Origin of the sequence: Collimonas sp. (assembly GCF_039923675.1) — a bacterium.
In the GTDB taxonomy this organism is placed as follows: domain Bacteria; phylum Pseudomonadota; class Gammaproteobacteria; order Burkholderiales; family Burkholderiaceae_D; genus Collimonas.
On record NZ_JBDTCG010000090.1, the window covers coordinates 39,255 to 65,438 of the forward strand.

At 56.4% G+C, this 26,184-nt stretch carries 23 protein-coding genes; 15 read left to right on the top strand and 8 right to left on the bottom strand.

The window, feature by feature from the left end:
• Window positions 1–197: 197 nt before the first annotated feature.
• Window positions 198–791, bottom strand: a complete 594-nt coding sequence (gene msrB, locus ABI171_RS19640) for a peptide-methionine (R)-S-oxide reductase MsrB (RefSeq protein WP_348094223.1) — start codon at window positions 789–791, stop codon at window positions 198–200.
• Window positions 792–799: 8 nt separating this feature from the next.
• The gene (locus tag ABI171_RS19645) at window positions 800–2,545 is read right to left on the bottom strand and encodes a cytochrome c biogenesis protein DipZ (RefSeq protein ID WP_348094224.1); all 1,746 of its coding nucleotides are present in this window, start codon (window positions 2,543–2,545) and stop codon (window positions 800–802) included.
• A gap of 548 nt (window positions 2,546–3,093) precedes the next feature.
• Between ABI171_RS19645 and ABI171_RS19650 the strand changes: the two genes are divergently transcribed.
• From ABI171_RS19650 to ABI171_RS19660, 3 genes are all read left to right on the top strand, one after another.
• Window positions 3,094–3,813: a Crp/Fnr family transcriptional regulator gene (locus ABI171_RS19650; protein WP_348094225.1), complete on the top strand. Its 720-nt coding sequence runs from the start codon at window positions 3,094–3,096 to the stop codon at window positions 3,811–3,813.
• Between the two features lie 382 nt (window positions 3,814–4,195).
• Window positions 4,196–4,621 (top strand): Imm51 family immunity protein, encoded by a 426-nt coding sequence (locus tag ABI171_RS19655; protein ID WP_348094226.1) that lies wholly within the window; start codon window positions 4,196–4,198, stop codon window positions 4,619–4,621.
• Window positions 4,622–5,467: 846 nt separating this feature from the next.
• Complete coding sequence (locus tag ABI171_RS19660) at window positions 5,468–6,157, top strand: Crp/Fnr family transcriptional regulator (protein WP_348094227.1); 690 nt, start codon at window positions 5,468–5,470, stop codon at window positions 6,155–6,157.
• An 87-nt stretch (window positions 6,158–6,244) separates the two neighbouring features.
• Here ABI171_RS19660 and ABI171_RS19665 read toward each other — a convergent pair whose 3' ends face one another.
• Window positions 6,245–6,505 carry a hypothetical protein gene (locus tag ABI171_RS19665; protein WP_348094228.1) on the bottom strand — a complete coding sequence of 87 codons (261 nt, stop codon included), beginning with the start codon at window positions 6,503–6,505 and terminating at the stop codon, window positions 6,245–6,247.
• 649 nt (window positions 6,506–7,154) lie between these two features.
• On the opposite strand from ABI171_RS19665, the gene ABI171_RS19670 reads away from it, so the two are divergent.
• Window positions 7,155–7,949 carry a PRC-barrel domain-containing protein gene (locus tag ABI171_RS19670; RefSeq protein WP_348094229.1) on the top strand — a complete coding sequence of 265 codons (795 nt, stop codon included), beginning with the start codon at window positions 7,155–7,157 and terminating at the stop codon, window positions 7,947–7,949.
• A 90-nt stretch (window positions 7,950–8,039) separates the two neighbouring features.
• Here the strand turns inward: ABI171_RS19670 and ABI171_RS19675 are convergent, their stop codons facing one another.
• Both ABI171_RS19675 and ABI171_RS19680 read right to left on the bottom strand, forming a co-directional pair.
• Window positions 8,040–9,875, bottom strand: a complete 1,836-nt coding sequence (locus ABI171_RS19675) for an alkaline phosphatase family protein (protein ID WP_348094230.1) — start codon at window positions 9,873–9,875, stop codon at window positions 8,040–8,042.
• Window positions 9,876–10,008: 133 nt separating this feature from the next.
• Window positions 10,009–11,850, bottom strand: a complete 1,842-nt coding sequence (locus ABI171_RS19680) for an alkaline phosphatase family protein (protein WP_348094231.1) — start codon at window positions 11,848–11,850, stop codon at window positions 10,009–10,011.
• Between the two features lie 328 nt (window positions 11,851–12,178).
• Between ABI171_RS19680 and ABI171_RS19685 the strand changes: the two genes are divergently transcribed.
• The 3 genes from ABI171_RS19685 (at window position 12,179) to ABI171_RS19695 (ending at window position 15,516) form a co-directional block, all read left to right on the top strand.
• Window positions 12,179–13,615 carry a cytochrome c peroxidase gene (locus ABI171_RS19685; protein ID WP_348094232.1) on the top strand — a complete coding sequence of 479 codons (1,437 nt, stop codon included), beginning with the start codon at window positions 12,179–12,181 and terminating at the stop codon, window positions 13,613–13,615.
• A gap of 139 nt (window positions 13,616–13,754) precedes the next feature.
• The gene (locus ABI171_RS19690; RefSeq protein ID WP_348094233.1) at window positions 13,755–14,081 is read left to right on the top strand and encodes a metalloregulator ArsR/SmtB family transcription factor; all 327 of its coding nucleotides are present in this window, start codon (window positions 13,755–13,757) and stop codon (window positions 14,079–14,081) included.
• A 109-nt stretch (window positions 14,082–14,190) separates the two neighbouring features.
• Window positions 14,191–15,516, top strand: a complete 1,326-nt coding sequence (locus ABI171_RS19695; RefSeq protein ID WP_348094234.1) for a DUF2867 domain-containing protein — start codon at window positions 14,191–14,193, stop codon at window positions 15,514–15,516.
• 74 nt (window positions 15,517–15,590) lie between these two features.
• On the opposite strand, the gene ABI171_RS19700 is transcribed toward ABI171_RS19695, so the two are convergent.
• Window positions 15,591–16,130 (bottom strand): hypothetical protein, encoded by a 540-nt coding sequence (locus tag ABI171_RS19700; protein ID WP_348094235.1) that lies wholly within the window; start codon window positions 16,128–16,130, stop codon window positions 15,591–15,593.
• A 778-nt stretch (window positions 16,131–16,908) separates the two neighbouring features.
• On the opposite strand from ABI171_RS19700, the gene queE reads away from it, so the two are divergent.
• From queE to ldcA, 4 genes are all read left to right on the top strand, one after another.
• On the top strand, window positions 16,909–17,544 hold the full coding sequence (queE, locus tag ABI171_RS19705; RefSeq protein ID WP_348094236.1) for a 7-carboxy-7-deazaguanine synthase: 636 nt from the start codon (window positions 16,909–16,911) through the stop codon (window positions 17,542–17,544).
• 64 nt (window positions 17,545–17,608) lie between these two features.
• Window positions 17,609–18,058 carry a 6-carboxytetrahydropterin synthase QueD gene (gene queD, locus ABI171_RS19710; protein ID WP_038490933.1) on the top strand — a complete coding sequence of 150 codons (450 nt, stop codon included), beginning with the start codon at window positions 17,609–17,611 and terminating at the stop codon, window positions 18,056–18,058.
• A gap of 39 nt (window positions 18,059–18,097) precedes the next feature.
• Window positions 18,098–18,565, top strand: coding sequence for a tRNA adenosine(34) deaminase TadA (tadA, locus tag ABI171_RS19715; protein ID WP_348094237.1), 468 nt, complete (start codon window positions 18,098–18,100; stop codon window positions 18,563–18,565).
• Window positions 18,562–19,497, top strand: coding sequence for a muramoyltetrapeptide carboxypeptidase (gene ldcA, locus ABI171_RS19720; protein WP_348094238.1), 936 nt, complete (start codon window positions 18,562–18,564; stop codon window positions 19,495–19,497). The genes tadA and ldcA overlap by 4 nt, the downstream gene beginning before the upstream one ends.
• A gap of 48 nt (window positions 19,498–19,545) precedes the next feature.
• On the opposite strand, the gene ABI171_RS19725 is transcribed toward ldcA, so the two are convergent.
• Window positions 19,546–20,412 carry a LysR family transcriptional regulator gene (locus tag ABI171_RS19725; RefSeq protein WP_348094239.1) on the bottom strand — a complete coding sequence of 289 codons (867 nt, stop codon included), beginning with the start codon at window positions 20,410–20,412 and terminating at the stop codon, window positions 19,546–19,548.
• 115 nt (window positions 20,413–20,527) lie between these two features.
• On the opposite strand from ABI171_RS19725, the gene bla reads away from it, so the two are divergent.
• Together bla and ABI171_RS19735 are read left to right on the top strand one after the other, a co-directional pair.
• The gene (bla, locus tag ABI171_RS19730; protein WP_348094240.1) at window positions 20,528–21,442 is read left to right on the top strand and encodes a class A beta-lactamase; all 915 of its coding nucleotides are present in this window, start codon (window positions 20,528–20,530) and stop codon (window positions 21,440–21,442) included.
• A gap of 150 nt (window positions 21,443–21,592) precedes the next feature.
• Window positions 21,593–23,194 (top strand): ABC-F family ATPase, encoded by a 1,602-nt coding sequence (locus ABI171_RS19735; RefSeq protein WP_348094241.1) that lies wholly within the window; start codon window positions 21,593–21,595, stop codon window positions 23,192–23,194.
• A 90-nt stretch (window positions 23,195–23,284) separates the two neighbouring features.
• Here ABI171_RS19735 and ABI171_RS19740 read toward each other — a convergent pair whose 3' ends face one another.
• Window positions 23,285–23,860, bottom strand: a complete 576-nt coding sequence (locus ABI171_RS19740; protein WP_348094242.1) for a hypothetical protein — start codon at window positions 23,858–23,860, stop codon at window positions 23,285–23,287.
• A 285-nt stretch (window positions 23,861–24,145) separates the two neighbouring features.
• On the opposite strand from ABI171_RS19740, the gene nadA reads away from it, so the two are divergent.
• Window positions 24,146–25,285: a quinolinate synthase NadA gene (gene nadA, locus ABI171_RS19745; protein ID WP_348094310.1), complete on the top strand. Its 1,140-nt coding sequence runs from the start codon at window positions 24,146–24,148 to the stop codon at window positions 25,283–25,285.
• Entirely contained in the window at window positions 25,282–26,151 is an 870-nt protein-coding gene (nadC, locus tag ABI171_RS19750; RefSeq protein ID WP_348094243.1) for a carboxylating nicotinate-nucleotide diphosphorylase, read from the top strand. Before nadA ends, nadC begins: the two co-directional genes overlap by 4 nt.
• Window positions 26,152–26,184 lie beyond the last annotated feature (33 nt).

A 26,184-nucleotide genomic window follows, 5' to 3' on the forward strand; every position in this document is an offset into this window, starting at 1 on the left:
GCACTGGTAAGCATACAGAAGTAGAAAATGCCTCAAAGCCCGCGTAAATGCGGGCTTTTTTGCTTTTTCATTCTACGTTGCCCAGCAGGTTTATGTATAGCGTCGGTATCACCTTCCAGGTACATAGTCCTCATTCGATTTTTTTTATATTCTTCTCAGCCTTTGCGCTGAACGCGCGTCATTCGGTGCTGACTTCGCTATGCACGCGCTACAAACCGCATCGAGGCTGAATTCATGCAATAGCGCAGCCCGGTTGGTTTTGGGCCGTCGTCGAACACATGGCCCAGATGCGCATCGCACAGGCGGCACGCAATCGCCGTGCGCGTCATGCCGAAGCTGCTGTCGGCATCGGTAATGATATTGGTCGCCGAAATCGGCTGCCAGAAACTGGGCCAGCCTGTGCCAGACTCAAACTTGGTCTTCGAATCGAACACTGCGGTACCGCAGCAGATGCAGCGATACAGGCCATCCTTGTGATTGTTCCAATCCTTGCCGGTGTAGGGCCGTTCGGTTCCGGCCTTGCGCGCGACCTGATAGGCTATCTCGGACAATTGCTGGCGCCAGACGGCATCCGTTTTGACCAGCTTGGGCAGCCTCACGGTCTTGTCGATTTTGCCGGACGGCAGGAACAGGTCGATCGTGACTTCCGCGCTTTGATTGGGGCCGGACAGGCTGCCAGCCGCGACCCGGCCGAGTACGCCGCTCAGCGCCAGCATGCCCAGGCCATACTTGATTACGGTGCGACGCGGCAGTGCGGCGCCGGTTTTCGATTTGATGGATGAGATTGACATGATGGCTCCTAGCCGAAAGTAAAGGCGAACGCCTGCGCGCCGCTGTCGAGAAATTCGATGGAGAAGGTGTGCACTCGCACATCCTTCGATTGCCGGATCAATTGATACAGGCGTTGTTCATGCACGGTGCCGTTGCCATTCGCATCGGTATCGACGCCGTGCGCCTCCGCCGGAGCCTGGCCATCCAGCAAAACGCGGAATCGCACCGGCTTGCCATCCGCGCCCGGTCCGATCACCAGATGCAGATCGCGTGCATAAAAGCGGAAGTCGATCTTGCCCGTCGCACCGGCCAGCATCGCCTTTTCCTTGTCCGCCTGCCAGTTTCCTTGCAGGCCCCACTGGTTAAGCGCCAGAGTTGCCGGTAGCGTATAGCCGGTCGCCTTGTCGGCTTGCAGGTTCGGCGTTGCTGCAAAATTCTCGGCACGCGCATAACCTACGTAGGTCTCCGGCGACTGCATGTCAGCGTTGTCGGCCGCAACCTGGATGCCGCTGGCCTTGACCGGGGTATCGGCAGCAGGCAAATTCTTGGCGCCGGCTTCCACCAGCAGCTTGCGGATCAGTTGCTCCGATTCGTCATAATTTCCTTCGCCGAAATGATGGCCGCGAATCTTGCCCTGGGCGTCGACGAAATAGTGTGCCGGCCAGTATTGGTTATTGAAGGCTTGCCAGATGCTGAAGTTGTTGTCCAGAGCGACCGGATAAGATACCCCCAATTCATGCACGGCGTTCAGTACGTTTTTCAATTGTTTCTCAAAAGCGAACTCGGGTGCATGCACGCCGATCACTACCAGGCCCGCATCTTTGTACTTGTCGTTCCAGGTTTTGACATACGGCAGCGTGCGCAGACAATTAATGCAAGAGTAGGTCCAGAAATCGATTAGCACGACCTTGCCGCGCAAGGCCTGCGGGGTCAACGGTTCCGAATTCAACCAGGCCGTCGCGCCCGCGAGGTTCGGCAAATTACCTTCCGGTGCAGCATCGTCTTTGGCTCCTGCGGCGTGCATTGCCAGCGGCGCATTTTCTGTCTGTTCCGGTTTGATGCGCGCGATCAAGGATTGCTCCAGGCGATTGGTGCTATTGAGTGATAGCCGCGTGAGTACGTCGGTATCCCATCCGGCGGCGATAACCACCACTGCCAACAAGATCGCCATGCCGAAACCACGGCGAATCCATTCGCCGGCGCCAAGGGATTTCTTCATCAACGTGAACAGCCGTCCGCCGATCAGCAGCGCCGCGGCGAGCGACGTGGCGGCGCCTGCCGCGTAGGCAAACAGCAAGAGTGAAGTATGTGTATTCGGACCGGAGATGGCGGCGCTTGTCAGTACCAGGCCAAGAATAGGGCCGGCGCAAGGAGCCCATAGCAGGCCGGTAGCGATGCCCAGCAAAAACGAACGTGACGGGCTGGCTTCGCTTCCGCCGCCGGAAGCGCCATCGACCAGCCGGTTTCCAACGGAAACAAAAGGCCTGGCGATGAAATCAGCCAGCCGCTTGGACAGCAACGTCAGTGCAAATGCCGAAAGAAGAATCAACGCCAGGACGCGCCCGTATTGGTTGACGTGTACGGCCCATGCTCCCCCTACTGCCGCCAATGAGGCGACTGCGGCGAAGGTCACCGCCATACCCGCCAGCATCGGTAAGCCGGCGCGCAGGAACGGCTGTTCCGCGCGAGCGAAAACAAAAGGGAGCACCGGCAAGATGCATGGACTGAGTATGGTCAGTACGCCGCCGAGAAAAACCAATAGAAGCAGGATCATGTTTTACCCATCAAGGTTGCGTTCAGATATTTAGTCGTTCCTGAGTGCCAAATCTTACAAAGAGACACTCAGTTTTTTTGCGCTGCAGAATCCGTTCTTTAGAAATGCAGGTTGCTACAGCACAGAGTGACATGACGAGGACGAATGTACGCCATGGCGGACAGCATTCACATGACAAAAAAATGACAATGGTGTCACCAAATGTATGTCGGCTCGAGAACCTGGGCAGCCGTCGACGAGATGGCAAGAGCGCCACGCGTATGTCTTCACAAGGTGACGAACTGGTTATCGCGTTTGGACTGCTCCCTGATTGATCTTTCTTCACGCAGTCCGTTAAAATCTTCACTTCTCGCAGTTGACTTGATCGGAAAATTGGCGTTCGATAGCGACATTTTGGTATCGAATCGATAACGCTATTTCTTTGTTCGTTTAAGTACATAGATTAGAGCGGTAACGTACACAGAAAAGGTGATCGCAGCATATACTGGTGAGCATGGTGCAACAGTCGCACAGTGCAATTTCAGTGGTCCCACCGTTCTGAACTCTCCATGACCATTTCTCCTGCCCCCCAGAAAAACCTCCTGCTAGCCGCGTTGCCAGACGCCGCATGGCAGCGCTGGTTGCCGCAGCTCGAGGCAATTGAGTTGCCGCTCGGGCAGGTGCTTTACGAATCAGGCAGTACATTGAAATACGTGTACTTTCCGACTACCGCGATCGTGTCGCTGCTATACCTGCTGGAGAATGGCGCCTCGGCGGAAATTGCGATTGTCGGTAACGAGGGGATTGTCGGTATTTCCCTGTTCATGGGGGGCGAATCCACGTCAAGCCGCGCAGTGGTGCAGAGCGCAGGCCAGGGTTATCGCTTGAATGCGCGCGCGATGAAAGAAGAATTTTGCCGTGCAGGACCGGTGCTGCACCTGCTGCTGCGTTATACCCAGGCACTGATAACGCAAATGACCCAAACCGCGGTGTGCAACCGCCATCACACTCTTGATCAGCAACTCTGTCGCTGGTTGCTGTTGAGCCTGGACCGGCTGCAGGGCAACGACCTCGTCATGACGCAGGAACTGATCGCCAACATGCTCGGCGTGCGCCGCGAGGGCGTCACCGAAGCCGCAGTCAAGTTACAGACCGCCGGCATCATTCGCTATTCGCGCGGCCACATAACGGTATTGGATCGGCCTGGGCTGGAAAAACGGACATGCGAATGCTATGCAGTGGTCAAAAGGGAGTGTGACCGCCTGTTGCCAAATAAAATGGCAACCTGATCCATCCTGCCTGGCGAAAATCTCCCTTCGGAAGCATGTGGCAGACTGCCGCTGGAATCCGCTGCGGTTCCACGGCGGGAATCTCCTTCCCCTTTGGCCCGTCGCATTTGGGCGGGTCGCCCGTCTGAACAGGATTTCTGCAGATGTTCCCAGATGACTTCTGCGCGCATCAGCGCAGTGTGTTCCCGCGAGTTAAATGTATGGTTCTCCCGGTTTTTTCCCCACTTTTTCATATGTACGGTAACGAACAGACCACGTTTCGTATCGTGCCCATGATCGTCAAATGAGTCATCCTGGCACCGAATACGAGCCGCATCGGCAATAGGCTGTCTTGTTACAACCTGCCATTGCGCGGGATTTCCCTTCGAGAAAGAAGCAACGCATGGAACCCGCCTTGGAAACACCCTTCAACCAAATCAGCCACATGGCGATAAAGGTAGGCGAAAAGGTAGAAGTAAATTTGGTGACCGACAGCACGACATTTATGCCGTTCATCCTGATTGACGGCCATTGCAGAGCGCTGGTCATGTTCGACCACTATATGGCTGAAAAAATGCATGTTTTCGCGGAACGAGCAGGGGAAGGATGGTCCGGGAACGGCGATGACTGGACCTCGTTTGCTCAAATACTTGTTGTTGAAAAATTATTTTTGTCGACGGAGCAGGTTACTTATGATTCCGACGCTGATATGTTCTCGGCGCGAGGTACCCGATCCATTTTGGAAAAACTGGGCTTCGAGTTGCAGGCGATTTTCAAGAATGACGATGCGATTCGCAATTTGATGTCACGCGTCAAAGTCAATTTATAGCACCTGGTTAAGGGGCATGACGGAATGAAAGCGGGGCCGATCTTCGAATTGCGTTGGCGACCAGAAGTGACGCAGGCAGGTATTTTTATTCAGCGCTTTGGAGTTTTTGCATATGCGCTTTTCTCTTTCTAACTGTATTGTTTTTCTTTTCTTTGCTGCGGTATGCTGTAGTGCCATACCTCAGCAGAAGGCTATGCCTGTCCCAGAATACAGGGCCGCCATTGTCCAGCCCGGTACGCATCCCAAGACACGTAATTGTTTGAGTGCGGAATCTCGCGCGAGTGAAGTATTTTCAAACAACCCGGCTAGTCCGAACGGGTCTACGACTACCTACACGATGAAATATGCGCCTCACTTCACAAACAGTGTGCGTTCCAGGACTTTCCAGTGCATTCAAGAGGATCCGGTCACGTAGTGTGTAGCCTGGGGGATTTTTTGATGGCGGGATAGTCTTGACGATTGAATCGATTTGAACCTGAACCTGCCACACCATACCCTGCGGTATCTCCCGGCGCCAAGCAAAATTCTGCAGTAGATATACTTGGAAAAAAACTTCCATTGAGCGATTAAATCACGTCGACCCGGCACGACGCCAGATGGCGGCAGCGCGAGATAAAAGCACCGCGCAGGGGAAAGTGTGCGATAAGGAGGGAGGCGGCGACACTATTGACGGCCAGATTGGCGTTTTGATATGAGAAAAAATGAATCGCCGCAATGCTCTAAGGAACACTCGCTTAGAGATGTTTTGTGCAAACTCGATGTCTGGTCGACATTGCCTGCGCCAAAAATGCGATCTTCATCCGACCCATGCGCTTGGGCCGGCAAGCAACATATCGGAGAACCAAATTGGCCCCTGTCGAAAATTACCTCATGGCGCGGCTTCCGCGCAAAGATCGCTTGTGCCTGCTCGCCATCTCCGAGCCGATCAACTTGCATTCGGCAGAAGTGCTGTGCGAGCCCGGGCAGTCGATTCACTATGTCTATTTTCCTCTGAACAGCACCATTTCGTTGCAGGTACTGGTGCAAGGCAGTTCCGGTGTGGAAGTCGGCATGGTTGGACGTGAAGGCATGCTGGGTTCACAGGTCGCATTGGGAGTCACTACGGCGCCGATACATGCACATGTACAGGCGGCTGGTCCTGCATATCGCATAAAAACCAGTACCTTTTGCAAAGAGCTGACGCGCAGCGTGGCGCTTCAGCGCAGCATGAATCACTATCTTTATGTACGGATGGTGCAGATGACGACGTCAGCCGGTTGCCTCCGGTTTCATCCGGTCGGCCAGCGCCTGGCGCGTTGGCTGCTGATGAGTCAAGACCGTGCCGGTTCAGATAGTTTTCACATGACGCATGAATTGCTGGCCTACATGCTGGGAATACGACGCGAAGGCGTCACTGCCGCAGCCGGCATTTTGCAGCGTCTCGGGCTGATCGAATACAACCGCGGCTATCTCACCGTGCTCGACAGGAAGGGATTGGAAGTTGCCGCATGTGGCTGCTATGCGATCGACCAGAGAAATTATGCGGATTTGATGTAACGCCACTGCGTTTGTTTGATGGCTGGCGGCTCACCGGCCGCCTCGTTTGACGAGCATTTTTTACCATCATGTCCAGGCAATTTAAGCCTAGACGCTTTGGGCATCCAGATCAACCAGCGACGCTGGGACGTAGACCCTGTTTTCCGCATCCAGGCCTTTGATTTTGTCTAAAACCCGTGCTGGCGCATTGCTGGAAAATTGGACCACATAACCACACAGCATGCCGTTATCGTCGGAATCGCCAATAATTTCATGCGAAACACCCTCTAGTTCTTCGACGGTTACCGACAAAGCATTCGCAAGCCTTTCAGTCCTGGATTGCGCATTTTTCAATTTCTGATTATTCACAATTCACCTTTTTAAATCGCTTCTTCGTGGTCGCATCGGCCAACTCTGCGCAGCACAAGTGCCGTACGTGTAGTGCTTAAAATGAAATCGAAGCTCGCACCTATGCTTAAAGTCGCCCGCTTTGATAGATATTGGGTGAGCTGGAAATGGCGATTTGAAGGAGGAAGTACTGTGATTGGCTCACCCAATGCCTAGTGTTATAGCACTTGTTTTCATATGGGTCCGTACGTTATCCCACATTGCGTATTCAACTTTTAGAATTCCCTGAAAATCGCGAGGAAATTATTTTTTTGTACCCCCGTATTGACGGATTAATAGTTGCATATGTTCGATAGCGTACGGAAAAATGCCGTGCAAAAGAGCAAAGTCCAATCCATGAATTGAAATTTCCGTTGCGCTGGGAAAATCCTGGCTATGTTCAGGGATCCTGATCCAGGCGTGCATGCGAATATGAGTCGACATGGGGTGCGAGCCACGACAGGAAAAATCGCTGTATTGGCGCAGCAAAGCGATAAGAGTCGAATATAACGGCAAGCGCCTGAGAATTTCCTGAGTGCTATCGCCTCGCGAAATATCGCTTTAAGCGCAGGCCAGACGATATCGGGATAGTGCGTTTTCCCGAATGCCAGAATTTTCCAAAGGAGCGCATATGCTACGCAAAATCAACGATATCGAGGGTTACGCGATTCTTGCAACCGATGGTCCCATCGGCCACGTAAAGGACTTTTTCTTTGATGACGAAAGCTGGGTCGTTCGCTATCTGGTTGTCGATACCGGAAACTGGCTTCTGAGCAGAAAAGTATTGATCTCGCCGATCGCCATTGTCCAGCCTGACCTGGAGGGAAAGACTTTGCCGGTTTCGATCACGAAAGAACAGGTAAAAAACAGCCCTGACGTCGACACTGAAATGCCGGTTTCACGGCAACATGAAATCCGCAATCTTAGTTATTACGGCTATCCCTACTATTGGGGACAAGCCGGCATGTGGGGCGACGTAAGTACACCCGGCATGATGATGACTGGTTACGGCGGGCTGACGGCGACGGCGCACGCCGAAAACAATGAGATGCTACGCGAAGAGGCGATCCGCCAGGACCAAGGTTCCCACTTGCGCAGTTTCAAAGAAGTGATGGGATATCACATTCATGCGATAGACGGCAGCATCGGCCATATACAAGGGCTGCTGGTTGACGAAGATACTTGGGCGATTCACTACTTCATCGTGGAAACCAGCAACTGGTGGACCGGTCATCAGGTACTGATTCCGGCACAATGGATTCAGGATATTAACTGGTCTGAAGCCGAAATCTCGGTCGATTTGACGCGGCAGGCTGTGAAAGATGCACCACGGTATGACGCCGAGACAAAATTGGACCGGGAACAAGAAACCGGAATTCACGATCACTACGGCCGCGCAGGCTATTGGGTGGGTGATCGGGGTTAAGCGATAAATCTGACAATCCGATGTTAGGCTGAAACGAAAAAAGCACTCCGATTTATCGCAAGTGTTTTTTTCTGAGACTAAACGACGCGCTTACTGGCTAACCACGAACGTAGCCGGGCCAGCCAGCTTGGTATAGCCGCCATTGTATAAATACCACGCCGTATAAGTCCCCGGCGCCAGCGACGCGGTGCTAAACGATGTCACGCCGCCCTGGGCCGCCGCGTATTGCCACTGGGTGGAGCTGCCTGAGCCCGGGCTGCTGCCTGGTGCGTAGATGCCGATCCAGTTGGACGAGTTGGTGTTGGCCAGCGTGGTGCTGAAATTGAAAGCGATGTTTTCGCCTTGCTGCACATTCGGCATGGCGACGCTTAGCGAAGAGGCGGCGGCTTTTGCGTTTGGCGTGAAGGCGTCATTGATAGGCTGGGCGTAGGTGTCGTTGGCAGTCAACGGGCTCAGTCCGAGCGCGCTTTCGATGGTGCGGCCGGCGCTGTAATGGTTATAGCTTGCGGTGCTGAGAGCGCCGCTTCCCACCAGCCCTTGTGAACCGTAGACGATGCCGGCGATGTGGTTGGTGGCGCTGCCCGACGACTCATCCCAGGTCAGTATCAGCAGCGAACGCTGGCTGGTCCATGCCGGTGAGGCGAAGATCGGCTGCAAGGTTTGCTTCAGCCAGCCATCTTGCACTTGCAAGCTGTTGGCGGAACCATTGCCGGACGCTTCGCCATCGGCGTTGTCGTCGGCGGCTATCCAGGAAAAGTTCGGCGTGGTGGCTGCCGCTTGCAAGTCGGTGGTGAGTTGCGTGGTATCGAACAGATGCGCGGCGCAACGCGTCGGATTGCCGGAAATGTTGGTGTAGTTGATGAACGGTGCGTCATCCGGTTCGTAATAGCTGTCGACATTATTCTTGGTATTGCATGGCGTTCCCATGCCTTGTTCGTAGGCCTTCCAGGTTTTACCGATTGCTTCCAGCCGGTCGCCGATGTGGCTGGCGCTTACCTTGATGTTCGGATAGTAGATGGCGCCGCTGACAAATGTGTCGCCGCCTGAGACCGCCATGTAGTTCTCGTCGCTAGGATGATAGACGCCGCTATAGTTGCTCAGCAAGGTGCCGCCTTGCGCCAGCGAGTTGATGAACGGCGCGTCCGCGGTGTCGCCGATCACTTGCGCGTAATCGGTATTTTCCATCATCACAAAAAATACGTGGTCGAAGGCCGGAACTGTGGACGCAGGCGCTACCAGGGCCGGTGCAGTCACTGGTGTCGACAAGGTGAGGGACAGATTGTCGGCGTAGCCGACATTGGTGGAGCTTGAGGTATTGATGAACTGCAGCTGTACCGCAATCGAGCGGGTGCCCACCGGTACCGTGCCGCTGTTCGACTTGGCGATAAAGGCGTTGGCATTGCCGCGGGCGCTGGCGGTTACTCCGGACAGTTCGCCCGGATTTCCCAGCATCTTTCCCGAACCATCGAGGAAGGTTGCGGTAACCACGGCTTGGCCCGCATATACGGTATAGCCGCCAAGCCAGCCAGACAACGAATAAGTCACGCTGCCGGTATCGATAGCGCTGCTGGCGGAAGAGACGTTGACGGTTTGCATCAAGGCCGAGTCGCCATAAGGGCCGTCAGCGATAAACGCATTGCCGGCTGCTGGTGACGACGGCGTGGTGAAGCTGGCGACCGAATAGCAAACCAGGGTGGGGTTGCCCAATAATACCTGCCAGCCCGGTACGGTTTTAACGGCTTTCCAGTCGGTGGCGCAGAGACCTGTTTCGCCGCCACCGTTGACGATGAGATTGCCGCTGCCAGCAGCATGGGCTGCGCCCGCGGAAGCCAGCAGCGCCATGCCGGCAAGACAGCCCAGCGCGGTTTTCAAGATGCGTATGCGTCCGGTAAAACTGGCCGGGAAATTATTATTCTTTGAACTCATCACGTCTTCCTGATCTGAGTGTGAAAAAAAACCCGTTCTCCGCCGGCGTGGCGGGCAAAGAACGGGCGATCTGAGATGCCGGCTTCAGATACTACGCCGAGCCTTCATCCATGAGGTTGTTGATGCGCTTGGCTTACAGTTTTTTTGCAGTCGATGCAGCGGTTGGCTGGCCCGTCGATGGATCGAGAATCAGTTGCGAGGTACTCGGTGTGCCGCTCAGGTTCAGCATGTTGTTCAAGGTGCCGGCAATGGCGTCGTACGAACCGGCGATGCGTTGACCTGACAGCCAGTTGTCTTCGATGAAGCGCAGGATCGAAGTCTGGTCGGTCAGCGTGTGATCGACGTAGTTGGCCTTCGCATACGGCGAGATCACCAGCAACGGCAGGCGCGGACCGTAGCCGCAACGGCCTTGCGCGCCGGATTTGCCGGATGCGCCGGACAACGCGGTTGGCGTGCCTTGCAGGGAACCAGGTCCATTGGTTTTGCATTCGCCCGGGCCGTTCAGCATATCTGCCACGCCTGGCGCAGTCAGGCCGTTGCTGGCGAACGCGGCGGCGGCGGTGGTATTGGCCGACGGGTTCAGGATAGGGCTGGCCTGGTGATCGTAAAAGCCGTCCGAATCGTCATAGGCGATCACGACCAACGTATTACTCCAGCCCGGTTGCTGCTGCAGGAAGTTGACAACCTTGGTAACGAAGGCTTGTTCGTCGAGCGGATCGGAATAGCCGGCGTGGCCGTCCTGATAGCCTTGCGCTTTCAGGAAACTGACCGCAGGAAAATTGCCGGCCGATACCGCGTCGAAGAAATCATGGATGTCGTACTGATGATTGGCAGGATCCACCGTTTTGCCATCTGCCTGTAAGGTATTGCCGATCGCGGCTATGGCGCTCGGACGGGCATGCTTCAGATTTTGCGTGCTGGCGTAGTACTGGAATGGCTGATGATGAGGAATGTAATCGCTCTTGGTGACCCCGGTCACTGCCGATGTGGTGGAGCGCTTGCAGCCTGTGGTCCCGTTTGGATTGGTCACAGTCAGGTCAAACCCGCCCTGGAAAAAGCCCCAGCTGACATTCGCCGTGTTGAGCAGGTCGCCAACGTTCTTGCCGCTCAGCTGCGCCGCGTCGCGCGTCATGCAGGCATCGTTCAAAGGCTGGGCGTCGCCGGCCAGGTTGATGCCGCCCGCGCCGTCGTTGGACAGTTCGCCGAAATAGCCATCGCCGGCCGCATAGTTACCGGCCTGGCTGGCCGACAGGTTGGTGGCGATGACGCCGTTGGTCTGGCCGGAGATCAGGTTGATCGCACCCGGCGCCGACGGACCGAAGGTGGTGCCGAACGAGTTATCGTTCAGCGCATAGTGTTGCGCATAGTTCCACAGCGCCGTCACGGTATTGCCGTCGAAGTAGCCCATGGTCAAACCATTGGTGTTCAGCGGCGGCGTGAGTACTTGCCCTGCAGCCGAGTTGCCGGCGCCCAGCGAAGCAGGGAACAGGTCCATTGCGCCGCCGTTAAAGCCCATTTGTTCCGCCTGGTAATCGTGATCCTGGTCGGCGATGGCGGTTTGCGAACGGTCAAGACGGAAAGGATTGATCGCATTGACGCCGTTGCCGGTATTCAGCGTCGTCGGATTGGTGGTCAGCAAACTAGGAATTCTGAGTGCTGCGAAACTCTTGGTGACATCCAGCGGCGTTTGCAGGTTATTGACCGCCGGCGTGCTGGCTGCCGCGGTGAATGCCGGTTCGCCGGTTGGATTGGCGGCGTTCGGATAGGTGCCGAAGTAGTGATCGAATGAGACGTTTTCCTGGAAAATCACAACCACGTGCTGGATCGGCGTGGCGGCCTTCGCCGCGACTGGCGCAGATACGAGTCCCGATGACGAGCCGCCCGAATTGCATCCGCCCAGCAAGCCGGCGGTGATGGCCAGCGCCAGCGCCGGCTTTGCAAAGCGATGCTTTGCCAAATTTGAATATGCTTTCATTGATTCTCCTGAGCCTGATGGTGTTTTAGTAGTTTTTAGTGATGAATGCAGCGCGGATTTGACCGGAAATGACATCGTGTCTGTGCCAATTGGAAACATTCGGGGGTGGATTGTAGGATCGACTTATGACCGCTTGATGACGACTTGATGACATGTGGGGTAGGTCATCTGATTCGTCGATTCAGATTGCAGAAACGATAATTTCATCAAGCTGAAATAATTCGGCGTTATCGTGGCGGGTTATTGTTTCGATCCAGATGCGGATCAATGCTTGCCGGCGTTGTCACATTGCACTCGAATTTTCACAGTCGCCCATCCTTAAGCCTTTATGCATACTTGGTTTCAGCCGCACCCAGCCGTTGCAGCGCCCGCATCGCCACGCGCAGCAATTGCGGCTTTTGCAACGTTGTTGTTTTTCTTGAGCGGTTGCGATCGCCAGCAACAGGCCAGTGCTCCTGTGATGCCGACTGCTGCTGCGCCCGCGCCGGGCGTGCAAGCGGCGCTGGAACGCTTGAATGCGCCCGTTGTCCCGTTGAGCGCCGTGGCCGAGATCGGGCGCAAAATCTTTTACGACAAATCATTATCTGCGTCCGGCAAGCTGGCCTGCGCATCCTGCCACAACCCGGATAATGCCCACGCGCCAGCCAACGGCCTCGCGGTGCAGCTTGGCGGCAGCGGTCTGCAAAGCCAGGGAGGACGTGCCGTACCGTCCTTGCGCTATCACGAACACGCACCGGCATTCTCCATCGGCCCCGACGCCAAACCGGACGAAGACGACAAAGGCGCCGTGCAGCTGGTCGCAGCGGCCAAGAGCAGCGCTGCCGCCCCGGCTCCGGTGGTAGCGAAGGCAAGCTTGCAACCGGCAGCGGCTGTACAGGAAGTGGTTCCGCAAGGCGGCTTCGATTGGGACGGGCGGGCGATGAACCTTACCGATCAGGCTGGCGGCCCTTTGCTTGCAGCCAATGAGATGGCAAACAAGAACGCCGCTGAGCTGCTCGCAAAGCTGAAGACGGCGCCCTATGCCCGCGACATGCTGCAGCTGTTCGGCCCCGGCATATTCACATCGCCCAATCTGGCGCTGGGCGAAGCTTATTTTGCGCTGGCCCTGTACCAGAAAGAGGATCGCAGCTTCCACCCTTACGACAGCAAGTACGACTATTACCTGGCACAGAAAGTGCAATTGAGCGAGCAGGAAAGTCGCGGGCTGAAGCTGTTCAAAGATCCGAAAAAGGGAAACTGCGCAACCTGCCATATTGAAAAGGCATCCGGCGACGGAAGCTTCCCACCGGTGTTTACCGACTATCAGTTCGAGGCGCTGGGCGCTCCGCGCAACAAGGCAATTGCAGCCAACCGCGACCTAAAATATTTCGATCTCGGCATGTGCGGTCCTTGGCGCAAAGACGCTGCCAAACAAGTTAACTATTGCGGTTACTTTAAAACTCCGACCCTGCGCAACGTCGCCACCCGCCAGGTCTATTTCCACAACGGCGTGTTCCATTCACTGGACGAGGTCGTGCATTTTTATATGGAACGTGAAACCAAACCGGAGAAATGGTACCCGCGCGGCAAAGACGGCAAGTTGAAAAAATACAACGATTTGCCGGTTGCGTATCACGCCAATGTCGACGTGATCGATGCGCCGTTCGACAGCAAGCCAGGCGCGCCGCCAGCGCTGACGGATGACGAGATCAAGGATATGGTCGCGTTCCTGAAGACGTTGAATGACGGGTATCGGCCCGAGGCAAAGCAAATCGCCGGCAATTGATTGAATGGAAATAATCAGGCCGCTATTGTCCGCCGCTACTGAAGAGGCAATTAAATATCAAGTCGACAAAGGGCTTGCATATCTTCTGATTTACAACTAAGATAATTAACAAATAAGTTAATAGATTGGGTTGTAAAAAATGGCGGCATCTCTCGACAAGATATTCGAAGCACTGGCGTCCACGCCGAGACGTCAGATTCTGGCTTACCTGACCGAAGCTGAACTGAGCACGTCTGAACTTGCCGAGCGCTTTGCGATGAGCGCGCCGGCGATTTCGCGTCACCTGTCGGTGCTTGAACTGGCTGAGCTGGTAACCAGCGAACGCAAGGGGCAGTTTGTCTTGTACAAGCTGAACGCTGACAGCCTCGTTAATAGCCTTACAGGTTATGCGCTTGAACTTTGTCCGGTAGGTCGCCCGCTTAAACGGGAATCCCGTGCTGTTGCCAAACTTCGCAAAACTGAATAATCGAGAGACTCTGATGCCGAAGCTGACCCAGGCTGTTGAGACATTTCCGTCTGTTCGGATACCCTCTGAATCTGGCGGGTTGGCCATAGAGGTTTGTCTGATCGCTCAAATGGGGCATGGCGCGGGCAATCACTTGTACGCAAGCGTGGCGTCCAGGCAGCGGCAGCACGGGGCTTTCGTGGATGAGCTGGACGAACCGTCTGTCAAATTGGGTGGAACCAATTTCCCCAAAGACGATGCTACCTCGCTGTATTCGTTTATTGTCGGTCCCAGAGGGCATCCTTTCCATCGTCACGCGGGCCATCGCATCTTTACTGCGGTATCCGGCAGCGGTGGGGCGCAGCTGCGGTTTTCAAGCGCGTCGGCGCAGCAAGTCATGGAAGACCCGCGCAATTTTGTCAGGGCGCTACGCTTTGTCAATATTCCGCCGGACTGCATGTTTACTGTACGTATCGGCGGCGAGACCTGGCATCAGTTTTCGCCTCTTTCCCGCAACTCTTTGCATCCGGTATTCTTTGCCTTGTCTTGCCATACCAATGAACTGGGTGGCGATTTGTCGCGGAGCATGAAGGAAAAAGTTTTGGCCGATGAGGCCAGTATTCCGGCTCTGACCGAGCTGTTGCCGTCTGAAGTGACGCAACTGCTTGAGGCGAAAGAATTTGATGCAGAGACTATTCCGGTAACGACTCTGGCGCTGGACGCACCGACGGGAACCTTGCATCGCCTGGTTTGCAATGCGATGAGGAGCAGCGCAGGTTTATTGCGTGGAGCATGGAGTTCCTGGAAAGGTACATCTGGTTTTTTGTCCTATGGCGGCTCTAGCCGCACTGTCAAGGAACTCAAGGCTGCGCCGGCGGGCTGCTTGCTGAACCGGCAGCTCTCCGATGTGCCGGTGCATCATGAAGACACGTTTTCCCTGCGCGTCACCGGCGCCAATTTCAAAGACGCTAGCGCCCGGCAATTGCTGGCTTCGGTATTGGAGGGCTTTTTGCGCAACCCGCCAGGCGGCGTATCGACCCTGATGGCGTTGCGCAATGTGCTGGTGAAGCCGTTCGGGTTACGTACTTCCTCGTTGGGTTGCCCGGTTTCGTCACTTCTGTCGCCCGCTACCGATACGCTATTCGCGAATTGCTACGCGGTTCTCGACCAGGCAGTGAATGCTGCCGACACGCGGGCGCAAGTTATTCTCGGCGCAAGCGACAAGCACCTGCTGTTCAGGTCATGCGCAGGAGTGGAAATCATCGACGACCATCACATCGACATAACGCTCGGTACCCGCGTTCATTGCAAGAATCTGTTTGGCAGGTTTTACATGAAGGCGATCGACTATGTCCATCGTCGTTATGTCGCGCCCGCCATGCTGAGGCTGGCGGTGGAATTCGCGTTGGGGCAGGTGGAAGATTTCCAGATGAAAAAATCTCTGGTTCCGGCCTGATTGACTGCTCTGGTTAAACAATCGGCTTTCTTTCCTTGCAAATTCTAGGCTCTGCTTCAGAAGCGCATATCAGTTCAGTTGGAAAACGCATAAACACCGTTGATTTTCTTCGGAGTGACAAAGAGGAAATCAGGAAATATTTTCTGCCGGACGTACCATGTATAGCTCGCCAGACCGACGCCGATTGCGATGCCGACTGTAGCCGCAATCGGGGTTTCGCTAAATCCGTTGAGCTGTTGGGGAAGTTGTATTATCGTCAAAATGATGGTCGCATTGTAGAACACCACTTTATTTTTGTGATATCCCCAGGCAAACCAGAGCATCAGCGACGCTATCAGTACGCCGGTAATCCAGCTTGCGACCGGTCCGATTTGCATGCCGATGAAATAACCTACGAAAAAGCCGAGGAATGCCTGAAGGTAGGTGAGTCCCAACAGAATTCTCACGTGAACCTTGTTAGCCGCGCATAGCTCGGGATCTGCATACGACGCAATGAAATAGGCGAGGCGGCTGTCTTTGATGCCTTGGCCCGATAGTTGGCTGAACACTTCGGATTTTGTAATTCCTGTCGAAATTAACTGTGCAATTTTGTCTTTTATTTCTTTTCTGTTCATTCTGCTTGGTCTCTGAAAATACGTTACTGCTCGAAGGCTGCCCCACCGGTCCCTTAGGCCGGTAACCGGCTCTTTAAGGGATTGATTCAATCCGATTGCAAAGCAGATGGAAATATATCTTTATCTTTAGTTGCATTATTGCAAGCATTTGCCGTGCCTGGCAATAAATCCTCAACATTGCTTGTATTCTGCCGGGCGTACAGTCGTTTCTTTGCTATCCCAATGCCGACAACAGCCGCTATCTGTATAATCTTGCTCTCCGTTCAAAATGAACATTGCCGCGACGTCAGTGCCGCACGTTTGCACTTATACTGGCCTGAGGGGGAAATTTGCACCGGCATCTCCGGCTAACGTTATCCAGGCAGGCGCTGAGCATGTTATCCAAAGGACCGGAAGCGGGCAGGCCGGGGCAGACCGGCTGGCATTCGCCTCGCATGCCATGCCATCGATCAAACTGAATGGCACGAGAGCTGCGTTTATGCACCGCCACCGGGATTCATTTTCTGCCGACAAGGAGTCGTTACTTCAGCGTTTGGCCGATATCGGAGGGCGCTGGAAAATGGCTTCGCCCCCCTTGTCTTTACAAGGATTCGTAGCCAGAGGATGGCGGCCCGATTCCCATCTTCGAGTCAGCAAAACGGGCGCGTCGCGATATGCGCTGTTATTTCGCGTTGTTATTGCGCGTTGTTATTTCGATATGTACAGCAAAATGCAGCAAATATCTTGAGGCGGCCGCACGACGCGGTCCAATCGAAAAGAGAAAGTACGAGTTTACACAGTGACTTACAGCATCAAGGAAATTTTCTACACACTGCAAGGCGAAGGCACGCATGCCGGCCGCCCTGCGGTGTTTTGCCGTTTCAGCGGCTGCAATTTGTGGAGCGGGCGCGAGGAAGATCGCAGCACGGCGGTTTGCCAGTTTTGCGATACCGATTTTGTCGGCACCGACGGTGAGGGCGGCGGCAAGTTCAAGACTAGCGAGGCGCTGGCCGATACCATCAATGCGCTGTGGCCGACCACCTACACCGGCAGCAAATTCGTGGTGTTCACCGGCGGCGAGCCTCTGCTGCAACTGGACGCGACGCTGGTCGAGAGCATGCATGCGGCGGGTTTTGAAATCGCCATCGAAACCAATGGTACGCTGGAACCGCCTGTGGGCATCGACTGGATTTGCGTCAGTCCGAAGATGGGTTCGGTGCTGAAGCTGCGCAAGGGAAATGAGCTGAAAGTGGTGATCCCGCAGCTCGGCCAATCGCTGGCGGCATATGAATCGCTTGATTTCGACCATTTCTATGTACAGGCCATGGATGGCCCGCAACAGGCGCAGAATATCCAGTTGGCGATTGAGACCTGCAAGCGCAACCCGAAATGGAAGCTGAGCTTGCAAACGCACAAGCTGCTGCAGATTCCGTAACCGTCCGAATGCTGACAGCCGATAACTGATCACTGATCACTGATTTTACCGAGAACCACCACCTATGCTTACCATTACCCGCAAACTCGAATTCGATGCCGGACACCGGATCCCTGACCACAAGAGCCAGTGCCGCAATCTGCACGGCCATCGCTATACCCTGGAAATCACCCTGGTGGGCGCCGTCATCGAAGTCGAAGGCAGCTCCGATAACGGCATGATCATGGATTTCTCCGACATCAAGACGCTGGCCAAACAGCATCTGGTGGATGTATGGGACCATGCTTTCCTGGTCTACGAAAAAGACACGGCAGTACGCGACTTCCTGGCCACGCTGCCGGATCACAAGACCGTCATCATCGACCGCATCCCGACTGTCGAAAACCTGGCGCGGACCGCTTTCGATATCCTCAAGGCCGCCTACAAGGATCATTTCGGCACCGGCCTGCATCTGCAAAAACTGGTGTTGCATGAAACGCCGAATTGCTGGGCCGAGATTTCCGAAGACCGCTGATCGCTGTTTTTCCGATTCAAGTTTATCTGCTGACTACCTATGCGTGACGCAATTTACATGCAACAAGCCATTTCCCAGGCGCGCAATGCCTGGGCGCTGGGCGAAGTACCGGTTGGCGCGCTGGTGGTGAAAGACGGGCAGATCATCGCCTCCGGCTTCAACCAGCCGATCGGCAACCACGATCCGACCGCCCATGCGGAAATCATGGCCTTGCGCGCCGCCGCAACCATCCTCGGCAATTACCGTCTGCCCGGCTGCGAAATGTATGTGACGCTGGAGCCGTGCGCGATGTGCGCGGGCGCCATGTTGCACGCCCGTCTGGCGCGCGTGGTGTATGGCGCCAGCGATCCCAAGACCGGCGCTTGCGGCTCGGTGTTGAACCTGTTCGAACAGGAAAAACTGAACCACCACACCGAGCTGACCGCTGGCGTGCTGGCCGAGGAATGTGGCACACTGCTCAAAGAATTCTTCGCCGAACGGCGCCAAGCCCAGCAAAAACAATCATGACCGAAAATACCCAAGTGCAGAAGCCTCAATCCATCGGCGTGGCGCTGGTCGCCCCCGGTGGTTACGCCAACGATGAGCCGGCCTTGACGCGTGGCATCCTGGCTTTGCAGCAGCAGGGTTGTGTGGTGTATGACTATTACGATCCGGAAGCAAAATTCCAGCGCTTCGGCGGCACCGATGCAGCGCGGGTAGAGCAGATCTACGCGGCGATAGACAACCCGCACGTACAAATCGTGCTGGTCCTGCGCGGCAGCTACGGCATGTCGCGCTTGTTGCCCTTGCTGGACTTCCGCCGTCTGGCCGCCAGCAAGAAAATCTTCGTCGGCCATAGCGACGTTACCGCGCTTCATCTGGCGTTGTTTGCACAGACCGGCGCCACCAGCCTGGCCGGACCGATGCTCTGCAGCGATTTCGGCGCCGCCGAGCTGAGCGAATTCACTATGTCGCACTTCTGGCAATGCGTACGGCAGCCGGAGCAGACGATAGAAGTCGCCGCCGCCGGCAATCCGACGCTGCGCGTCAGTGGCACCCTGTGGGGCGGTAACCTGGCGATGCTCACACATCTGGTCGGGACATCCTATCTGCCGCAGATCGAAGACGGTATTTTGTTCCTGGAAGATATCGGCGAGCATCCTTACCGCATCGAACGCATGATGCTGCAATTGCACTACGCCGGCATCCTGGGACGGCAGCAGGCAATCGTGCTGGGCGATTTCTCCAATTACCGCTTGGCCGAGCATGACAATGGCTATGACTTCGACGCCATGCTGGCTTATCTGCGCGCCAACATCCCGGTGCCGATCCTGACCGGTCTGCCGTTCGGCCACATCCGCGACAAGGTGACCTTGCCGGTCGGTGCGCAAGCGCTGCTGCATTCGGATACGAATGGATTTCAACTCGCTACACAAAACCAGCTGGTCCTGGCGTCCTGAGAACGGGCTACGGCTATGACTAGCCGCTTGAATCTGCGGTGGCCGCCATCAAGGCGCCACCGCATGTTGCAGCCAATCCCTGAATGCCTGCATGGCCGGCGTCGCTTGCTTCGACTTGAGTTTCGTCAGCCAGTAGTTACCGCTGTCGATTTCAATATCGAATGGCCGTATCAGGCGTCCATGCTGCAGCTCGCGGGCAAACATGCGTACCGGCAGCAGCGCGATGCCGGCGCCTTGCGCAGCGGCTTCCGCCATGGTCAGCGAAGAATCGAATACGCTCCCTCTCAAGACCGGGCATGCCAGCCCGGCGGCGGCAAACCAGATGGCCCATTCATCGCTACGATAGGATTGCAATAGCATATGGCGGCCGAGGTCGGCCGGATCGCGCAGGTAGGCACCTAGCGTAGGCGCGCACATTGGTGACAGCGGCGCGGAAAGCAGCGCCTCGGCATCGGTGCCGTGCCAGGCGCCGTCGCCAAAGCGGATCGCATAATCCAAGCCTTCGCCGGCGATATCGACCCGGTTGTTGTTGGTGAACAAGCGGAAATCGACAAATGGATGGGCTTGCTGGAACTCTCGCAAGCGCGGCAGCAGCCAGCCGACCGCGAACGTCCCCACCGCGCCCACCGTCAGTACTTCGCGCGAGCGGTTGCGGCTGTCGTGGAATTGCTCCATCACCGCGCCGATGCGGCCGAAGGATTCGGCCAGCACCGGCAGCAATGCGATGCCCTCGGCGGTGAGCGCCAGCCCGCGCGGCAAGCGGCGGAACAGCTGGACGCCCATCCGGTCCTCGAGGTTTTTCACCTGCTGGCTGATGGCGGCCTGAGTCACATTCATTTCAGAAGCGGCGCGGGTAAAGCTGAGAAAACGCGCCGACACTTCAAAAGCGCGCAATGCATTCAAGGGGAGATGCATATTGTTTTCCTTTATGGCATAGATTTTCTTATGACTTTTACAGGATATTGTAGCTTGAGCACATTGCGAGGGATAGTTATTGTGCAGCCTTGTCTATCGAATTTGGAGTAAAAACATGAATCGACGTCAATTTGCCGGCAACCTAGGTATGGCATTCGGCGCGCTGGCCTTCGGCACCTACACACAAAAATCCTGGGGCATCGCCAGCAATCCTGCCGCCGCCGCAATGATTGCGCAACTGCGCCAGATAGAGTCCAAAACCGGCGGCCGGCTCGGCGTCGCCATCATCGACAGCCGCACCGGGCAAACCTATGCCTATCGCGGCGACGAACGTTTCCCGATGTGCAGCACCTTCAAACTGTTGGCTTCGGCGCTGGTGCTGAAGCGTGTCGATCAGGGCAAGGAGCAACTGGCGCGGCGCATCCGCTACAAGGCCGGCGATCTGGTGCCGTACTCGCCAACGACGGAGCATCACACCGGCGGCGACGGCATGTCCGTGGGCGAGTTGTGCGAAGCCGCCATCACCCTGAGCGACAACACCGCCGCCAACCTGCTGCTGCACAGCTTCGGCGGCCCGGCGCAACTGACCGCCTACCTGGGGGCATCAGGCGACAAGATGACCCGGCTGGACCGCATCGAGCCGCATCTGAATGAAGCGGCTCCTGGCGATCCGCGTGATACCACCACACCGAATGCGATGGTGCAAAGCTTGCGCGGGATCCTGCTGGGGAACAACCTATCCGCAAGTTCGCGTCAGCAGCTGACAGACTGGTTGCTGGCCAACAAGACCGGCGACAAACGGCTGCGCGCACTGTTACCGGCCGGCTGGCGCGTCGCGGATAAAACCGGCACCGGCGACCAGGGCACGGCGAACGACATTGGCATGCTGTTACCGCCCGGCGGCGCGCCCCTGCTGGTCGCCAGCTACCTGACCGGCGCGGTCAACGCGACGCCCGCTGAGCGCGATGCCGTACATGCAGAAGTCGGGCGTTTAGCGGCATCTTTGGTTGCAGCGGGGCCGGCAACCTAGGACAGGGCCGTCGATCTCGGGCTGAATCAAGGAAAATGTGGCGGTAAGTCGTTGTTTTATATGGACTCATGCGGTGCACAAAAGCGAATACTGTATAATGCCGCCACACTACCTAACCCCATGATTCAATTAAGAAAAGAACCATATTAGATGCTGTCTACCGCAAATATCACGATGCAGTTCGGCCCCAAGCCGCTGTTTGAAAACATTTCCGTCAAGTTCGGCGATGGCAACCGCTATGGCCTGATCGGCGCCAACGGCTGCGGCAAGTCCACGTTCATGAAGATCCTGGGCGGCGATCTGGAATCGTCGGCCGGCAACGTGATGCTGGACCAGAACGAGCGCCTGGGTAAATTGCGTCAGGATCAGTTTGCGTTTGAAGACATGCGCGTGCTGGACGTGGTCATGATGGGGCACACCGAGATGTGGGCGGCGATGGCTGAGCGCGATGCGATCTATGCCGATCCGGATGCTACCGACGACGACTACATGAAGGCGGCCGACCTGGAAGCCAAATTCGCCGAATACGACGGTTACACCGCGGAAGCGCGCGCCGGTGAATTGCTGCTGGGCGTAGGGGTGGCGATCGAACAGCACCAGGGTCAGATGAGCAGTGTTGCTCCCGGCTGGAAGCTGCGCGTGCTGCTGGCGCAGGCGCTGTTCTCCAATCCGGACATCCTGTTGCTCGACGAACCGACCAATAACCTCGACATCAACACCATCCGCTGGCTGGAAGATGTGCTGAACCAGCGCAACTCGACCATGATCATCATTTCCCATGATCGCCATTTCCTGAACCAGGTATGCACCCACATGGCCGATATGGATTACGGCACCTTGAAGGTCTATCCGGGCAACTACGACGACTACATGCTGGCGTCGTCGCAAGCGCGTGCGCAGCAGTTGTCGGTGAATGCCAAGGCCAAGGACAAGGTCGCGGAACTGCAAGATTTCGTGCGCCGTTTCTCGGCCAACAAATCGAAAGCGCGCCAGGCGACTTCGCGCGCCAAGCAGATTGAAAAGATCAAGGTCGAGGATCTCAAGCCATCCAGCCGCGCCAATCCGTTCGTGCGTTTCGACGGCGAGAAAAAACTGCACCGCCTGGCGGTGGAAGTGCAGGGCATCGGCAAGACTTATGACCGTCCGCTGTTCAAGAATTTCAGCATCATGGTGGAAGCCGGCGAGAAAATCGCCATCATCGGCGCCAACGGCGCGGGTAAGACCACGCTGTTGCGCAGCATCGGCGGTCACGAGATCACCGGCCTGGATGCCGATAGCGGCCTGGTCAAATGGGCGGAAAACGCCAATGTCGGCTACATGCCGCAGGATCCGACCGAAGACTTCGCGACCGACAAGACGCTGACCGACTGGATGGGCCAGTGGACCCAGGAAGGCGACGACGACCAGGCCGTGCGTTCCAGCCTGGGCCGCTTGCTGTTCAGCGGCGACGACGTCAAGAAATCGGTCAAGGTACTGTCAGGTGGCGAAAAGGGGCGCATGATGTACGGCAAGCTGATGCTGGGCCGTCACAATGTGCTGCTTCTGGACGAACCGACCAATCACATGGATATGGAGTCGATCGAATCGCTCAATATCGCGCTGGAAAAATACGCCGGTACGCTGATTTTCGTGTCGCATGACCGTGAGTTCGTTTCCTCGCTGGCGACGCGGGTGCTGGAAGTCAAGGAAAACGAAGTGGTCGACTTCCAGGGTTCTTACGAGGATTACCTGAGCAGCCAAGGTATCGAATAAATTCCTGGCATCAGGCGCAGCGAGAAGCGTCTCCTGAAACAAGAAAAGCGTGGCAGATATTCTCTGCCACGCTTTTTTATTGTTCCGGCTTCATGTCTGCGGCGGTTCGCCCAGATACAGTAATTGATCGAGCCGGCCGCGCAGGCTGCGCGCGATTTCTTCGCCCTTGGCCTTGAGCACCGCCTCCAGGTAAGCCTGCCGCAGTTCACGGAAGTCCTGGACGCTGCTGGCCCGCTCGACTTTCAATTGCAAGCCGTAGCCGCGCAGGCCGATCATGCTTTTTATGGTGTCGTTGTAGAAATGGTAGATCGCTTCAAACTGGGTTTGCCCGGCAGGGAGTATTTGTTCAACCGGGATTGCTGCGGCACGGGCGATACTCTTGGCTGCCGCAGATGCGACCGCGGGAGTTGCAGACGGGCCCGCCACAACCGGGGTCGCAGTGTCGCCGGCGTCGCCATCACCGCTGCTGGCCTGGATCAGGCCGGCTTGCAGCAATTCATCCAGATGTTCCTGGCTCAGACCGAGGCCCGCTACCTTGCGCAGCAATTCGTCGCTGCCGGTTTTGCCGTCCACTAGTAATAGCAGGGTGCGCAGGCGCGGTGCGACGGTCTGGCCGCGGGTTGCTATTTCTGTGCGGCCGTGCTCGGTCTTGTCGAAAATAATCATGTTGTCCCTGGGTTCTTCTAATGCGTCCGAAAAATGTTGAAAGCTTTACAAGCCATTTTTCTGTGACAATCTTCTATGACAATTGTGAAATAATAGTACGGTAGTTCCCCCAAGGTTGCAATAAGGTAATGTTGAGGCACACATTCACAGATAGTTGTAGAATTCCTTCCCAAAATCCGGCTGAATATATTGCCGCAAAATATCTTGCTGCGGCTTCTGTCGTATCATGGCGTTTTACTGCAGTTCATGTCGATCTCATCTATCTCATCCGCAGCCATCATCACTATGCAACCCCAAGCCATCAAAACCGTTGAATTCGAGCGGCCGCAAATGGAGCTAGGCAGCAGCTGTACCGCGCATGCCTGGGCTCGCGTCCCTGAAACCCCTACGCCGCAACAAAAAACCGAACTCAAGGAGCGTATCAAACGCCTGCTGAAAGAACAGCAGGCAGTGCTGGTCGCCCATTATTACGTCGATGCCGATTTGCAGGACCTGGCGGAAGAAACCGGCGGCTGCGTGTCGGATTCCCTCGAAATGGCCCGTTTCGGCCGCGATCATCCGGCCAAGACGCTGGTGGTCGCCGGCGTCAAGTTCATGGGTGAAACCTCGAAAATCCTGAGCCCGCACAAACGCGTGCTGATGCCCGACCTGGATGCCACCTGTTCGCTCGACCTCGGTTGTCCGGCCGACGAGTTTGCCGCGTTTTGCGATGCGCACCCGGATCGCACCGTGGTGGTCTACGCCAATACCAGCGCCGCCGTCAAGGCGCGCGCCGACTGGATGGTGACTTCCTCCATCGGACTCGACATCGTCGCGCATCTGCACGCGCAAGGTAAAAAAATCTTGTGGGCGCCGGACAAGCATCTGGGCGGCTACATCCAGAAACAGACCGGCGCCGACATGCTGTTGTGGCAAGGCTCTTGCCTGGTGCATGACGAATTCAAGGGCGTCGAACTGGAACTGCTGCGCCAGCAGCATCCGGGCGCCAAGATCCTGGTGCATCCGGAATCGCCGGAAGCAGTGGTGGCGCAAGCCGATGTGGTTGGCTCCACCAGCCAGCTGATTGCCGCTGCCCAGAGCCTGGATGCCGACGTATTCATCGTCGCTACCGATAACGGCATTTTGCACAAGATGCGCATGGCGGCGCCGGGCAAACGCTTTATCGACGCTCCGACCGCCGGCAACAGCGCCACTTGCAAGAGTTGCGCGCATTGCCCGTGGATGGCGATGAACGGTTTGCGCAACCTGGCCGAGGTGCTGGAATCCGGCAGCAACGAAATCCACGTCGATGCCGAGATCAGCAGCAAGGCAGTGGTCTGCATCGACCGCATGCTTGATTTCGCGGCGCAACGCAAAGCCAGTGTGCGCCCCACCAGCGATCTGGCGCAAGAACAAAAACTGTTTTCAGGAATCGGACCCGCATGAGTACTTCCCTCAAAAATCGTTTCACCCCGTTTGACGCCGCGCTGCAGGCGGCATTCGATGACAATATCCGTATCGCGCTGGCTGAAGACGTCGGCAGCGGCGACCTGACCGGCAAGCTGGTCCCCGGGCAGCAGATGGTGCGTGCCCGCGTGATCGTGCGCGAAGCGGCAGTGCTGTGCGGCGCACCGTGGTTTGAAGCGGTCATGAAGCAGCTCGACGCACGGATCAGTATCGACTGGCGTTATGCCGAAGGCGACATGATGAGCGCAGACAGCGAAGTCTGCCTGATCGATGCGCCTGCGCGCGCGCTGCTCACGGCGGAACGCGGCGCCCTGAATTTCCTGCAGCTATTGTCCGGCGTGGCCAGCGCAACCCGTTTGTATGTCAACGCCGTGGCCAACACCAAGGCGCACATCCTGGATACCCGCAAAACCTTGCCCGGCCTGCGCTTGGCGCAAAAATATGCGGTGCGCGTCGGCGGCGGCCATAATCAGCGGCTGGCCTTGTATGACGGCATCCTGATCAAGGAAAACCATATTGCGGCAGCCGGCGGCATTCCCGCTGCGATGAAGGCGGCGCTGAGCCTGGATGCGGATGTGACGATCCAGATCGAGGTGGAAAACCTGGTGCAGCTGGACCAGGCGCTCAGTGCCGGCGCGGTGTCGATTTTGCTCGACAATTTCAGTCTCGACGCCATGCGCGATGCGGTCAACCTGACCGATGGCAGAGCCTTGCTGGAAGCATCCGGCGGCATCAACATGGACAGCGTGCGGGCGATAGCTGAAACCGGCGTCGACCGCATTTCGATCGGCAGCCTGACCAAGGATATCCAGGCGACCGACTTTTCGTTGCGAATCATCGAGTAAGCCGACCAGCCGGATGGGCGACATGCCACCCGT